This is a genomic window from Pseudomonas sp. LBUM1656 (genome assembly GCF_059716065.1).
This window is the reverse complement of record NZ_CP166800.1, coordinates 454915-467968: the sequence shown is the minus strand read 5'-3', so window position 1 is coordinate 467968 and position 13054 is coordinate 454915. Positions and strand designations below refer to the sequence as shown.

Sequence of the window (13054 nt, the reverse complement as noted above, 5' to 3'; positions counted from 1 at the left end):
CAGCTGCTACATGGATGAGGTGTGACCCGGCATGCATAACCCCTGCGCAATCATCCCGGTCTACAACCACGAAACCGCGATTACCACGGTGGTCGACGCGCTGATCGCCAGTGGTCTGCCATGCATTCTGGTGGACGATGCCAGCGATCAACCCTGCGCCAGAGTGCTGGACCAACTGGCCCAACGTGAGATGGTCAACCTGATCCGCCTCGCTGCCAACCAGGGCAAGGGCGGTGCGGTGATGACCGGCCTGCGAGAAGCTTCGCGCCTGGGTTTCAGCCACGCCTTGCAGGTGGACGCCGATGGCCAGCACGATCTGCACGATGTCACGACGTTCATCGCACAATCACGCGCGCACCCCAACGCGGTGATTTGCGGCTATCCGCAATACGACGCCAGCGTGCCGAAAGGCCGCTTGTACGCCCGCTACCTGACCCACGTCATGGTCTGGATCAACACGCTTTCACTGCAGATCCGCGACTCGATGTGCGGTTTCCGCGTTTATCCATTACCAGCGACCCTGGCGCTGATCGACTCGGCGAAGATCGGCAAGCGCATGGACTTCGACTCGGACATTCTCGTGCGTCTGGCCTGGCGCAATCAGCCGATGCAGTGGTTGCCGACCAAGGTCCATTACCCGCTGGACGGTGTCTCGCACTTCCGTATGTTCCACGACAATGTGCTGATTTCGAGCATGCACACCCGGCTGTTCTTCGGCATGTTGCTGCGGGCACCGGTGATCCTCTGGCGACGGTGGCGAGCATGAGCGGCAACGTGGATAAGGAACATTGGGCCGACCGTCGGGAGCGTGGCAGTTTCTGGCTGATGAAACTCACCGCGTTCGGCGCCAAAGTGCTGGGCCGGCGGCTGCTGAGTCCGCTGCTGTACGGCATCGTTTTGTACTTTTTCCTGTTCGGTCGCAGCGCCCGTCGTAGCGCCTGGCAATACCAGCAACGCCTCGCGGACTGGAGCGCTCGCCCTGAATTGCGTCCGACCCACTGGCGAGTGTTCAGCCAGTTCATGGCCTTCGCCGATTCGATGCTCGACAAACTCGACGTGTGGAACGGCAAGCTGAGTATCGAGCACATCGAAATCGTCGACCCGGCGCTGCTGCGCAATCAGTTGCGTGGCACTCGCGGGCAGATGCTGGTGGGCGCGCATCTGGGCAACCTTGAGGTCTGTCGCGCACTGGCGGAAATCGGTGAAAAGGTCACCATGAACGTGCTGGTACACACCAAGCACGCCGAGCAGTTCAACCGCTTGCTCGGCGAAGCCGGTGCGACCAACTTGCGACTGATTCAGGTCAGCGAGCTCAACCCGGTGATCATGCTGCAACTGCATGAACGCCTGGAGCGCGGCGAGTGGCTGGCGATTGCCGGCGACCGCGTGCCGCTGCATGGCGGGCGCAGCGTGACCGTGGATTTCCTCGGTCATCAGGCAGCATTTCCGCAAGGGCCGTGGCTGCTGGCCGGCCTATTGAAATGCCCGATCCATTTGCTGATGTGCCTGAAAAAACCGACGGGCCAATATCAAGTCACCCTCGAACCGTTTACCGAGGCCGTGGTGTGGAAACGCAGCGACCGCGAACAGGTCATTCATCAGTGGGCTTCCCGCTACGCCGAACGCCTGGGTCACTATTGCCTCGACGCGCCCCGACAATGGTTCAACTTTTACCCTTTCTGGAAGACCGATGACGACGCCAACGCTTGAGCCGGTAACCTTCGGCGAACTCCCTTTGCGCATCGAAGACGTGCTGGCCGCGGCCAACCGTCAGGTGCCGACGCAGTTGCAAAGCGACCCTGCGTACCGCGAGCGCATCGCCAAGGGCGCGCGATTCCTCGATTCCCTGCTGGACAAGGAAGGCGTGATCTATGGCGTGACCACCGGTTACGGCGATTCCTGCGTCGTCGCGGTGCCGCTGCATCACGTCGAGGCGTTGCCGCGTCATCTGTACACCTTCCACGGCTGCGGCCTGGGCAAACTGCTCGACGCGCAAGCCACGCGCGCGGTGCTGGCGGCGCGTTTGCAGTCACTGTGCCACGGCGTGTCCGGGGTGCGCGTGGAACTGCTGGAACGCCTTCAGGCGTTTCTCGAACACGACATCCTGCCGCTAATCCCCGAAGAAGGTTCGGTGGGCGCCAGCGGTGATCTGACGCCGTTGTCCTACGTCGCGGCGACCTTGTCCGGCGAGCGCGAAGTGATGTTCCGGGGTGAGCGCCGGCAAGCAGCCGATGTCCATCGCGAACTCGGCTGGACACCGCTGGTGCTGCGCCCGAAAGAAGCGTTGGCGCTGATGAACGGCACCGCCGTGATGACCGGCCTCGCCTGCCTGGCCTACGCCCGCGCCGATTACCTGCTGCAACTCGCTACCCGCATCACTGCGCTGAACGTGGTCGCGCTGCAAGGCAATCCCGAGCATTTCGACGAACGCCTGTTCGCCGCCAAACCGCATCCGGGGCAGATGCAAGTGGCCGCGTGGCTGCGCAAGGATCTGGCGATCGACGCGCCGACCGCACCGCTGCATCGTCTGCAAGACCGTTACTCGCTGCGATGCGCGCCGCATGTTCTCGGCGTCTTGGCCGACAGCCTGAACTGGCTGCGTTCGTTCATCGAAATCGAGCTCAACAGCGCCAACGACAACCCGATCATCGATGCTGAAGCCGAACGCGTTCTGCACGGCGGCCACTTCTACGGTGGCCACATTGCGTTCGCCATGGACAGCCTGAAAAACCTGGTGGCCAACGTGGCCGATCTGCTGGATCGCCAACTCGCGCTGCTGGTGGATGAGCGTTACAACCACGGACTGCCGAGTAACCTGTCCGGCGCCACGGCGGACCGCGCGATGCTCAATCACGGCTTCAAGGCTGTGCAGATCGGCACCAGTGCCTGGACCGCCGAAGCACTGAAAAACACCATGCCGGCCAGCGTCTTCTCGCGCTCCACCGAATGCCACAACCAGGACAAGGTGAGCATGGGCACCATCGCCGCCCGCGATGCGATCCGCGTGCTGGAGCTGACCGAACAGGTCGCCGCCGCCACCCTCCTCGCCGCCAACCAGGGCGTTTGGCTGCGCAGCAAGGCCAAAGACGCACGTCCGTTGCCACCCGCACTGGCCGCGATGCACGAAGAACTGGCCAAGGACTTCCCGCCGGTCATCGAAGACCGTGCGCTGGAAGGCGAATTGCGCCTGTGCCTCAAGCGTATCGCCGAGCAACACTGGAGGCTGCATGCGTAGCAAGGGAGTGCTTCACACCGATACGGAAATCCTCGTGCCGTTCTTTGATGTCGACACCATGAACGTCGTCTGGCACGGCCATTACGTCAAATACCTGGAAGTCGCCCGTTGTGCGCTGCTGGACAAGATCGGCCACAACTACACCGCCATGGTCGAGTCCGGTTACGCCTGGCCGGTGATCGACCTGCAATTGCGTTATGTACGCGGCGCAGTGTTTGGTCAGAAGCTGAATGTGCGGGCCAATCTGGTGGAATGGGAGAACCGTCTGAAGATCAACTATCTGATCAGCGATCTGCAAACCGGCGAGCGTTTGACCCGCGCCAGTTCCGTACAAGTCGCCGTCGACATGAGCAGCCGCGAGATGCAGTTGGCCTCACCGAAGATCTTCACCGATGCCGTTGAAAGGATGCTGGCATGAACCTGTTTTTCAAATATCTCGGCGCGTTGGCGCTGCTCGGGCTGTCATCGATTGCTCACGCTTTCGATTTGCAGCAGTTGAGCGATCAACTGGCCAAACCCGATGTGATCCATGGCAACTTCATCCAGGAAAAACACCTGCGCGCATTGCCCAAGCCGCTGACCAGCAAAGGCACTTTCGTCCTCGCAAAAAACCACGGTTTGCTGTGGCTGCTGAAAACGCCGCTGCAACAGGATTACCGCATCAGCGCCAAAGGCATTGCCCGACGTGACGGCAATGGCTGGCAAATGCTCCCGAGCAAGAGTGCCGGCGCCGAACAGAACCGTTTGTTCCTCGCCGTGCTGCAAGGTGACAGCAGCGGGTTGCAGCGGGACTTCGAACTCTCGCTGAGCGGCGACGCGCAAAACTGGAAGCTGACGCTGACCCCGCGCTCATTACTGCTCAAGCAAGTGTTCAACCAGATCAACATCACCGGCAGCGAATTGGTGCACAGCATCGAACTGCTGGAAACCCAGGGCGACAGCACCCTTTTGCGCATGCAGGACAGCACCAGCACCCAACCGTTGAGCGACGCGGAGCAACATGACTTTGCCGAGTGAACGCAGGCTTCCGTGGCTGTTTCTGATCCTGCTGCTGGCGGTGCTTGCGCTCGCCGGTTGGCAATGGCGCGACGGCGCACCGCTGTCGGCCAACCTGATGGAACTGGTGCCGGGCACGGCGCCGGACGCGCTGGAATTGCGCGCCGAACAACGCATGCAAGAACCGCTGAACCGCGAAATGCTGGTGCTGGTTGGCCATAAGGATCGTCCGCAAGCCATCGCCATGGCGCAAAAACTGGGCGAGCAGTGGCAGGCCAGCGGTTTGTTCGAGAAGGTTCAGTGGAACCTGCAAGCCGACTTGCCCGCGCTGCGCACGCAACTGCTGCAAGGCCGACTGGCGATGCTCTCGGCGATGGATCGGCAGCAGCTGATCGAACATCCCGAGGCCTTTATCCAGCAGCGCGTGCAAGCGCTGTTCGACCCGTTCACCGGCTTCAGCCTGGTGCCGAGCCAGGATGACTGGCTGGGCCTGACCGGGCGCATCCAGAACAGCCAGCCGCAACACGGCGCCGTGCAACTGGACATCGGCAGCGGTGCGTTGGTCGCCGATGCCAACGGCAAGAGTTGGGTGTTGTTGCGGGCAAAAACCACGGGCAACGCCTTCGACATGAGCTTGCCGCTGCAAGTGGCGGACTTGCTCGCACACAGCCGCGAAGAAGCCGGCCTGGCCGACGTACAACTGCTCGCCGCCAGCGGTTTGCTCTATGCAGCCAACGGTCAGCAACAAGCCACCCGCGAGATGACATGGGTCGGTGGCGGCGCCACCGTCGGCATTCTGTTGCTGCTGTTGCTGGCCTTCCGGCGCTGGCGTGTCTTGCTCGCGTTCGTTCCGGTGCTGGTGGGCATGCTGTTTGGTGCGGTGGCCTGCGTGGCGCTGTTCGGTCACATGCATGTGATGACGTTGGTGCTGGGTTCGAGCCTGATCGGCGTGGCCGTCGATTACCCGCTGCATTACCTGTCGAAAAGCTGGAGCCTGAAACCCTGGAACAGCTGGCCGGCGTTACGCCTGACCCTGCCGGGCCTGACGCTGAGCCTGATCACCAGTTGCATCGGCTACCTGGCCCTGGCCTGGACGCCCTTCCCGGCCCTGACCCAGATTGCCGTGTTCTCCGCCGCCGGTCTGCTCGGCGCCTACCTGTCAGCAGTGTGCCTGTTGCCTGCGCTGCTCAAGGGCGTGAATCTGCGACCGGCGCGCTGGCCATTGCGTGTCTGCGAGTGTTTGCTGAACCTGCGCGAAGCGCTGCTCAAGCACATCAGTACGCCAGTGTTGCTGGCGCTGCTGATTGCCTTCTGCGTCGGCGGTTTGTTGCAGCTCGAGAGCAAGAACGATATCCGTCAGTGGATCGGCGCACCGCAGCAATTGACTGACGAAGCCCAGGCCATTGCGCGCATCACCGGCTTTCAACCGACCAGCCAGTTCTTCCTGGTGCGCGCGGCCGATCAGCAGGAATTGCTCGAACGCCAGACCGCGCTGAGCGAGCGGCTGGACCAGTTGGTCAACCTGGAAAAACTCCAGGGTTACCTGTCCCTGAATCAACTGGTCAGCCAACCGAGCGATCAGCGCAAAGTGCGCGACGCGTTGAGCAAGTTGCCGCAGTTCTGGCAGCCCTTGCTCGACCTCGGCGTGCCGGCAGAAGCGCTGCAAGCGGAGCTTGCAACGTTGCAGGCGCTGCCCGTCGAAGACATCGACGCATCGCTTGTCGGGCCGCTGGCGGAACCTTATCGCACGCTGTGGCTGGGGCCGTCCGATGACGGCGTGGCGGCGATGGTCAGCCTGCAAGGTCTGAATAACCCTTCGCTGCTGCGCATTCAGGCGCTGGACTTGCCGGGCGTCGAACTGGTCGACCGCCTCGGTGAATTGAACAGCGTTTTCGCGGCGACTCAGATCAGCGCGGCGGAGCTTAAACTCGCCTCCTGCGTGTTGATCGTGCTGGTGCTGATCCTGCCCTTCGGCTTCGGCGGCGCATTACGCATCGTCTCGCTGCCCTTGCTCGCCGCCCTGTGCAGCCTGGCCAGTCTCGGCTGGATGGGCCAACCGCTGACCCTGTTCAGCCTGTTCGGCCTGTTGCTGGTGACGGCAATCAGCGTCGATTACGCGATCCTCATGCGCGAACAGGTTGGCGGCGCCGCCGTGAGCCTGCTGGGCACCTTGCTGGCGGCGGTCACGACATGGCTGTCGTTCGGTTTGCTGGCGGTGTCCAGCACCCCGGCAGTGAGCAACTTCGGCCTGTCGGTGAGCCTCGGCCTGGCCTTCAGCTTCATCCTTGCGCCGTGGGCCGGACGCCAAGTGCATGCCGCCACTGTCGTGGAGCCAGCAGCATGATGATCGTCCTGTTTTGGCTGATGGCACTGGCGATGTTCGCCGTGGCTACACGAATCGGTCGGCACTTCGGTCTGATCCCGATCGTCAGCCAATTGCTGCTGGCGACCTTCGGCCTGCCGCTGCTGATGTACTTCTGGATCGAGCCGGGCTGGCAACTCAGCGGCGCCGAGCTGATCTCGCCGGTGTGGCTGAAAAACCTCTACAGCCTCGGTTTTGCCTTGTTGCTGGGAAACATCCTCAGCGATGTGATCGACCTGCGGCTGGATCGCCAGAGCCTGAAAATTGCCTTGCCGAGTTTTTGCATTCCGTTCGCCTGCGGGCTGGTCACTTCGGTCTGGCTGCTGCCGCCGCAACCGTGGATCAGTTCGCTGGCGGTCGGTCTGGTGTTCGCCATTACCGCCATTCCGGTGTTGTTTTTGTACTTGCGACACATCAACTACCCACCCGACGCCACCCGACGCCTGGTGCAAACCGCGATCCTCATCGACCTGACGTGCTGGACCCTGTTCGGCTTTGCCCAAGGCAGCCTGCACCTGAGCAGTCTGCTGTTGCCGCTGGCTGGCGCCTGCCTGCCGCTGCTTCTGCGTTTGCTGGGTTTGCGTCAGCCGTTGCTACACAGTGGCTGCTTCTTCGCGCTGCTGGTGGTCGCCGAACACTTCAAGCTCAACGCACTGATTTTCGGCATCGGTTATCTGCTGTGCATGGCCGCACTGAAAGTGCCGCTGGGGTTGCCATTGCCGCCGATCTGGATGATCCGTTTGCAGACCTGGATCGCCATCCCGCTGATCCTCACGTTCGGTATCGTGCAGATCAACGTCCACGCCGCCATGGCCAGCCTCGGCTGGGTGCAACTGGCGGCGCTGCTGCTGTTGCCGATTGCCAGCAAACTGCTGGGCAACTGGCTCGGCCTCGGCTGGGCCGGCGCTTCGTTTGAAGGCGCCAGTCGCTGGCGCGAAAGCCTGCTGCTGAACATTCGCGGGTTGAGTGAGATCGTCTTTCTCAACCTGCTGCTGCAACAACAGCTCATCAGCCCGGCGTTGTACTTCGCACTGATGGTGATGGGCCTGATCGCTACACTGCTGCCGGCACTCGCCGGCATGCATCAAACCCCTTTGAATCTCGCCGCCCCGGCAAGGAGCCCCCGTGCCAACAGTTGAAATGGAACGTCGCCAGGTAGTTGTCATTGGCGCGGGTCCTTCGGGCGCCATTGCCGCCGCGCTGCTCAAGCGCAAAGGTCACGACGTGCTGATGATCGAACGCCAGCACTTCCCACGGTTTTCCATCGGTGAAAGCCTGCTGTCGCACTGCCTGGATTTCGTCGAAGAAGCGGGCATGCTCGAGGCCGTGAACGCCGCCGGGTTCCAGATGAAAAACGGCGCCGCGTTCGCCTGGGGCGAGCACTACAGCGCCTTTGATTTCGGCGACACCTTCAGCAACGGCAAGCCGACCACTTTCCAGGTCCAGCGCGCCGATTTCGACAAGCTGCTGGCCGATCAGGCTGCGCTGCAAGGCGTCGACGTTCGTTATGGCGAAGCCATTGTCAGCGCCGATTTCGACTTGCCGAAACCACAGCTTGATGTGCTGCGCGAGGATGGCAGCCAGTACCGTGTCGAAGCGGACTTCGTGCTCGATGCCAGCGGTTACGGCCGCGTGCTGCCACGTCTGCTGGACCTTGAAGCACCATCGAATTTCCCGGTGCGCCAGGCCGTGTTCACCCACATCGAAGACCATATCGACAGCCCGACCTTCGAGCGGGAAAAGATCCTCATCACCACCCACCCGATCCATCGCGACATCTGGTTCTGGACCATCCCGTTCAGCAACGGCCGATGCTCGGTGGGCGTGGTCGCGGCCGCCGAACATTTCGAAGGCCGCATGGAGAATCTGGACGATTGCCTGCGCGGCTTCATCGCTGAAACCCCAAGCCTGCAAGGCGTCCTGAAAAACGCCGTGTGGGATACGCCGGCCCGTACCATCGGCGGCTACTCGGCCAACGTCAAGACCCTGCACGGTCCGGGCTTCGCGTTGCTCGGCAACGCCGCAGAATTCCTCGACCCGGTGTTCTCCTCCGGCGTGACCATCGCCATGCGCTCGGCGAGCATGGCCGCCGGCGTTTTGCATCGGCAACTGCAGGGTGAAAGCGTCGACTGGCAGACCGAGTTCGCCACACCGCTCAAGCGCGGCGTCGACACGTTCCGCTGCTACGTCGAAGGCTGGTACGCCGGGACTTTCCAGGATGTGATTTACCATCCGGGCAGCTCAGCGGATATCCGCCGTATGATCAGTGCGATCCTCGCCGGCTATGCCTGGGACGAGCGCAATCCGTTCGTCAGCGAACCCAAGCGTCGGCTGCGCGTGTTGTCGGAACTCTGCGCAAGAGATGTCACATGATCCGTTCCCTGCTTCTGGGCTGCCTTTTGCTGCTGAGCGCTTGCGCCAGCCAGGCGCCGCTGCCCGGGCAAACCGAAAACCTGCCGTTGCCGCTGCAATTGCATATTCAGCGCTTAGTGGCTGATCAGCGTCAGGACTGGGTGCTGGTGATTGCGCGCGAAGGGCCGGGTATCCGCTGGTCGATGATGGATTTGCTGGGTATTCCGCAGGCACGCCAGAAACTGATCGATGGCCAATGGCAAGCCGACGGCTTGCTGCCGCCGAATCCAGAAGCACGGGAATTGTTCGCCGCCTTACTGTTTGCGCTGACCCCGGAAGGCGAATTGCAGGGCAACTACCCCGACGCCTGGCAACATGGATCGCAACGTTCCCTGCCCGCTCGCTGGGACGTACATTACTCGCAACCACTGAGATTTGAGTTGAACCTGCCTAAAGGTCCGAAGTACCTGGTCACGCCTCTGAGCGGTGAAACGCCATGACCGCCTACCTGAATGCCCTCGGGGTGATCTGCGCCCTGGGTCGCGACAAACAGGAAGTCGCCCGCAACCTGTTTGCCGGCGATTGCTCCGGCATGCGCAGCGAGTCTGGCTGGGTGCCGGAGCGGTCGTTGCCGGTGGCGGCGGTGCGTGGAGAACTGACGTCGATTCCGGCCGAACTGGCGCAGCAAAGCAGCCGCAACAACCAACTGCTACTGGAAGCCGCGCTGCAAATTCGCGACGAAATTGATCAAGCGATCCAGACTTACGGCCGCGATCGAATCGGTGTGATTCTGGGCACCAGCACCTCGGGCATTGATGAGGCCAGCCGTGGCCTGGCCCATTACATCCGTGAACATGAATTCCCCGCTGACTACGACTATCAGCAGCAGGAGCTGGGCGCGCCGGCCAACTTCCTCGCCGACTGGCTGCAATTGAGCGGCCCGGCGTATGTAATCTCGACCGCTTGCACCTCCAGCGCCCGGGCGCTGATGAGTGCCCAGCGCCTGCTGGACCTGGGCTTATGCGATGCCGTGCTGTGCGGCGGCGTCGACAGCTTGTGCAAACTGACCCTCAACGGCTTTTCGGCCTTGGAAGCGGTATCCGAACACCGCTGCAACCCGTTTTCGGTCAACCGCAACGGCATCAATATCGGCGAAGCCGCCGTGCTGTTTCTGATGAGCAAAAAGGCCGGCGACAGCCAACCGATCGCCCTGCTCGGCAGCGGCGCCAGTTCCGATGCGCACCATATCTCGGCGCCGGAACCGACCGGCCGTGGTGCCCTGCAAGCGATGAGCAAAGCCCTGAGCCGCGCAAATTTGCAGCCCGAACAAATTGGCTACCTGAACCTGCACGGCACCGCGACCCAACACAACGACGCGATGGAAAGCCTGGCGGTCTCGGCCGTGTTCCCGCACGGCGTGCCCTGCTCTTCCACCAAACCGATGACCGGTCATACGCTCGGCGCTGCCGGCGCCCTGGAAGCAGCGTTCTGCTGGTTGAGCCTGAGCACAGACAACCGGGAAAACCTCGTGCCGCCCCACGTCTGGGACGGTCAGCCCGACCCCGACTTGCCGGCCTTGCAATGGGTGACCCCGGCCGATCGCCTGACGTCCATTGCACCTCGCTATCTGATGAGCAATTCCTTTGCCTTCGGTGGCAACAACGTCAGCCTGATTATCGGAGACGCCCCATGATTGACTGGCCGCTCGCCGAACTGCTGCCTCACGCTGGCGACATGATCCTCATCGAGCAGATCCTGTCGTTCGATGACGAGCAGATTCACACCCGCCTCACCGTCAAGCCCGGTGGCCTGTTCAATCGGCCCGATGGCAGCCTGCCGGCCTGGGTCGGCATCGAGTTGATGGCGCAAAGCGTCGCCGCCTACGCCGGTTGTCATGCCCGCGCCCGGGGCGATGCGGTGGAGCTGGGTTTTCTGCTTGGCACCCGTAAATTCGAATGCAACGTCGAACACTTCCCCGCCGGCACCGAGCTGACCATCCACGGGCTGCGCTCCCTGGAAGACGACAGCGGCATGGGCGTGTTCGAATGCCACATCAACGCCCCCGGCATCCACGCCACCGCGCGCCTGAACGTGTACCGTCCGCCCCAGGCCGCGCAATATCTTCAAGAAATCCAAGGAGTCGAGTGATGACTGAATCCGTACTGGTCACCGGTTCCAGCCGTGGTATCGGCCGCGCCATCGCGTTGCGTCTGGCGCAGGCCGGGCACGACATCGTGCTGCATTGCCGCAGCGGTCTGGCCGAGGCTGAAGCGGTTAAAACCGAAGTCGAAGCCTTGGGCCGTAATGCCCGAGTCCTGCAATTCGACGTGTCCGACCGCGCCAGTTGCAAAGCCATTCTCGAAGCCGACGTCGAAACCCACGGCGCCTATTACGGCGTGGTGCTCAACGCCGGGCTGACCCGCGACGGTGCTTTTCCGGCGCTGAGCGAGGATGATTGGGATGTGGTGATGCGCACCAACCTCGACGGTTTCTACAACGTGCTGCACCCGGTGATGATGCCGATGATTCGTCGTCGCGCCGCCGGGCGGATTGTGTGCATCACCTCGGTGTCCGGCTTGATCGGCAATCGCGGGCAGGTCAACTACAGCGCTTCCAAGGCCGGGTTGATCGGCGCGGCGAAAGCGTTGGCGATCGAACTGGGCAAGCGCAAGATTACCGTCAACTGTGTCGCACCCGGCCTGATCGACACTGCCATGCTCGACGAAAACGTGCCGGTGGAAGAACTGATGAAAATGATCCCCGCACAACGCATGGGCACCCCTGAAGAGGTGGCCGGCGCGGTGAATTTCCTGATGTCGGCGGAAGCCTCGTACATCACCCGGCAGGTTCTGGCCGTCAATGGAGGCCTGTGCTGATGAAGCGCGTCGTCGTCACCGGCATGGCCGGCATCACCTCACTGGGCAGCGACTGGGCCACCATTGCCGCCAACTTCGCGGCCAACCGCAGCGGCATTCGCCGCATGGACGAGTGGGATCGGTTCACCGAACTCAACACACGTCTGGCCGGGCCGATCGATGACTTCAAGGTCCCGAGCCACTGGACCCGCAAGCAACTGCGCAGCATGGGCCGCGTCTCGCGCCTCGCTGTCGGTGCGGCTGAGCAAGCGCTGGCCGACGCCGGGCTGTTGGGCGATGAATCGATCAAGGACGGGCGCATGGGCGTCGCGTGCGGCTCGTCCACCGGCAGCACCGATGAGATCAAAGCCTTCGGCAACATGCTGCTCAACTCGGTGGCGGAAGGCCTGAACGCCAACTCCTACGTGCGGATGATGCCGCACACCACGGCGGCGAATATCAGCATCTTCTTCGGCCTCACCGGCCGGCTGATCCCGACGTCCAGCGCCTGCACCAGCGGCAGCCAAGGCATCGGCTATGCCTACGAGTCGATCAAGTTCGGTCGCCTGCCGCTGATGCTCGCCGGCGGCGCCGAAGAACTGTGCCCGACCGAAGCCATGGTCTTCGACGCGCTCTACGCCACCAGCCTGAAAAACGACGCCCCGCAAACCAGCCCACGCCCGTATGACAAGGGCCGCGACGGCCTGGTGATCGGCGAAGGCGGCGGCATGCTGGTGCTCGAAGAACTCGAACACGCATTGGCACGCGGTGCGCACATCCATGCCGAACTCGTCGGGTTCGGCAGCAACGCCGACGGCCAGCACACCACGCGTCCAGAGCAGCTCACCATGCGCCGAGCCATGGAACTGGCGCTGGAAGACGCCGGGTTGCAGCCCTCGGACATCGGCTACGTAAACGGTCACGGCACGGCTACAGAACAGGGTGACATTGCCGAAACACTGGCGACCAGCGCGTTGTTCGGCGAGCGCATGCCGATCAGCTCGCAGAAGAGCTTCCTCGGTCACACCTTGGGCGCCTGCGGTGCACTGGAGTCCTGGTTCAGCATCGAAATGATGAATCGTGACCTGTACGTGCACACGTTCAACCTCGACGAGGTCGATCCGCATTGCGGCAAGCTCGACTATCTGCGGGGCGAGTTTCGCCAGATGAGTAATGAGTATGTGATGAACAACAATTTCGCGTTCGGTGGCGTCAACACTTCGTTGATTTTCCGTCGCTGGTCATAACCGAATC

The 13054-nt window shown here is 62.3% G+C and carries 13 protein-coding genes; all 13 read left to right on the top strand.

The annotated features are described in order from the left end of the window. Nucleotides 1-31 precede the first annotated feature (31 nt). The 13 genes from ACA072_RS02145 to ACA072_RS02085 are packed head-to-tail and all read left to right on the top strand — an operon-like array spanning nucleotide 32 to nucleotide 13047. On the top strand, nucleotides 32-766 hold the full coding sequence (locus tag ACA072_RS02145; RefSeq protein WP_497622800.1) for a glycosyltransferase family 2 protein: 735 nt from the start codon (nucleotides 32-34) through the stop codon (nucleotides 764-766). Next, entirely contained in the window at nucleotides 763-1710 is a 948-nt protein-coding gene (locus ACA072_RS02140) for a lysophospholipid acyltransferase family protein (protein WP_497622799.1), read from the top strand. The genes ACA072_RS02145 and ACA072_RS02140 overlap by 4 nt, the downstream gene beginning before the upstream one ends. Further along, nucleotides 1691-3235 carry an HAL/PAL/TAL family ammonia-lyase gene (locus ACA072_RS02135; protein ID WP_497622797.1) on the top strand — a complete coding sequence of 515 codons (1545 nt, stop codon included), beginning with the start codon at nucleotides 1691-1693 and terminating at the stop codon, nucleotides 3233-3235. The genes ACA072_RS02140 and ACA072_RS02135 overlap by 20 nt, the downstream gene beginning before the upstream one ends. After that, complete coding sequence (locus tag ACA072_RS02130; protein WP_403103193.1) at nucleotides 3228-3653, top strand: acyl-CoA thioesterase; 426 nt, start codon at nucleotides 3228-3230, stop codon at nucleotides 3651-3653. The genes ACA072_RS02135 and ACA072_RS02130 overlap by 8 nt, the downstream gene beginning before the upstream one ends. Next, nucleotides 3650-4252 (top strand): outer membrane lipoprotein carrier protein LolA, encoded by a 603-nt coding sequence (locus tag ACA072_RS02125; protein ID WP_497622796.1) that lies wholly within the window; start codon nucleotides 3650-3652, stop codon nucleotides 4250-4252. Before ACA072_RS02130 ends, ACA072_RS02125 begins: the two co-directional genes overlap by 4 nt. Then, on the top strand, nucleotides 4236-6575 hold the full coding sequence (locus ACA072_RS02120; RefSeq protein ID WP_497622795.1) for an MMPL family transporter: 2340 nt from the start codon (nucleotides 4236-4238) through the stop codon (nucleotides 6573-6575). Before ACA072_RS02125 ends, ACA072_RS02120 begins: the two co-directional genes overlap by 17 nt. After that, nucleotides 6572-7732, top strand: a complete 1161-nt coding sequence (locus ACA072_RS02115) for a sodium:proton antiporter (protein WP_497622794.1) — start codon at nucleotides 6572-6574, stop codon at nucleotides 7730-7732. The genes ACA072_RS02120 and ACA072_RS02115 overlap by 4 nt, the downstream gene beginning before the upstream one ends. Beyond that, the gene (locus tag ACA072_RS02110) at nucleotides 7719-8966 is read left to right on the top strand and encodes an NAD(P)/FAD-dependent oxidoreductase (RefSeq protein WP_497622793.1); all 1248 of its coding nucleotides are present in this window, start codon (nucleotides 7719-7721) and stop codon (nucleotides 8964-8966) included. The genes ACA072_RS02115 and ACA072_RS02110 overlap by 14 nt, the downstream gene beginning before the upstream one ends. Next, a complete protein-coding gene (locus ACA072_RS02105; protein ID WP_497622792.1) occupies nucleotides 8963-9445 on the top strand; it encodes a hypothetical protein in 483 nt (160 codons plus the stop codon). The genes ACA072_RS02110 and ACA072_RS02105 overlap by 4 nt, the downstream gene beginning before the upstream one ends. Next, on the top strand, nucleotides 9442-10638 hold the full coding sequence (locus ACA072_RS02100) for a beta-ketoacyl-[acyl-carrier-protein] synthase family protein (protein ID WP_497622790.1): 1197 nt from the start codon (nucleotides 9442-9444) through the stop codon (nucleotides 10636-10638). Before ACA072_RS02105 ends, ACA072_RS02100 begins: the two co-directional genes overlap by 4 nt. Further along, nucleotides 10635-11093 carry a hotdog family protein gene (locus ACA072_RS02095; protein ID WP_054053151.1) on the top strand — a complete coding sequence of 153 codons (459 nt, stop codon included), beginning with the start codon at nucleotides 10635-10637 and terminating at the stop codon, nucleotides 11091-11093. Before ACA072_RS02100 ends, ACA072_RS02095 begins: the two co-directional genes overlap by 4 nt. Then, nucleotides 11093-11821 (top strand): 3-oxoacyl-ACP reductase FabG, encoded by a 729-nt coding sequence (gene fabG / locus ACA072_RS02090; protein WP_054053149.1) that lies wholly within the window; start codon nucleotides 11093-11095, stop codon nucleotides 11819-11821. Before ACA072_RS02095 ends, fabG begins: the two co-directional genes overlap by 1 nt. After that, nucleotides 11821-13047, top strand: coding sequence for a beta-ketoacyl-ACP synthase (locus ACA072_RS02085; protein WP_497622788.1), 1227 nt, complete (start codon nucleotides 11821-11823; stop codon nucleotides 13045-13047). The genes fabG and ACA072_RS02085 overlap by 1 nt, the downstream gene beginning before the upstream one ends. The last annotated feature ends 7 nt before the right edge of the window (nucleotides 13048-13054 follow it).

Excerpts from the sequence above, each read along its gene's own strand:
- fabG (WP_054053149.1), top strand. The coding sequence starts at position 11,093 with ATGACTGAATCCGTACTGGTCACCGGTTCCAGCCGTGGTATCGGCCGC.
- ACA072_RS02095 (WP_054053151.1), top strand. The coding sequence starts at position 10,635 with ATGATTGACTGGCCGCTCGCCGAACTGCTGCCTCACGCTGGCGACATG.
- ACA072_RS02085 (WP_497622788.1), top strand. The coding sequence starts at position 11,821 with ATGAAGCGCGTCGTCGTCACCGGCATGGCCGGCATCACCTCACTGGGC.
- ACA072_RS02120 (WP_497622795.1), top strand. The coding sequence starts at position 4,236 with ATGACTTTGCCGAGTGAACGCAGGCTTCCGTGGCTGTTTCTGATCCTG.
- ACA072_RS02135 (WP_497622797.1), top strand. The coding sequence starts at position 1,691 with ATGACGACGCCAACGCTTGAGCCGGTAACCTTCGGCGAACTCCCTTTG.
- ACA072_RS02125 (WP_497622796.1), top strand. The coding sequence starts at position 3,650 with ATGAACCTGTTTTTCAAATATCTCGGCGCGTTGGCGCTGCTCGGGCTG.
- ACA072_RS02140 (WP_497622799.1), top strand. The coding sequence starts at position 763 with ATGAGCGGCAACGTGGATAAGGAACATTGGGCCGACCGTCGGGAGCGT.
- ACA072_RS02145 (WP_497622800.1), top strand. The coding sequence starts at position 32 with ATGCATAACCCCTGCGCAATCATCCCGGTCTACAACCACGAAACCGCG.
- ACA072_RS02130 (WP_403103193.1), top strand. The coding sequence starts at position 3,228 with ATGCGTAGCAAGGGAGTGCTTCACACCGATACGGAAATCCTCGTGCCG.
- ACA072_RS02100 (WP_497622790.1), top strand. The coding sequence starts at position 9,442 with ATGACCGCCTACCTGAATGCCCTCGGGGTGATCTGCGCCCTGGGTCGC.
- ACA072_RS02115 (WP_497622794.1), top strand. The coding sequence starts at position 6,572 with ATGATGATCGTCCTGTTTTGGCTGATGGCACTGGCGATGTTCGCCGTG.
- ACA072_RS02105 (WP_497622792.1), top strand. The coding sequence starts at position 8,963 with ATGATCCGTTCCCTGCTTCTGGGCTGCCTTTTGCTGCTGAGCGCTTGC.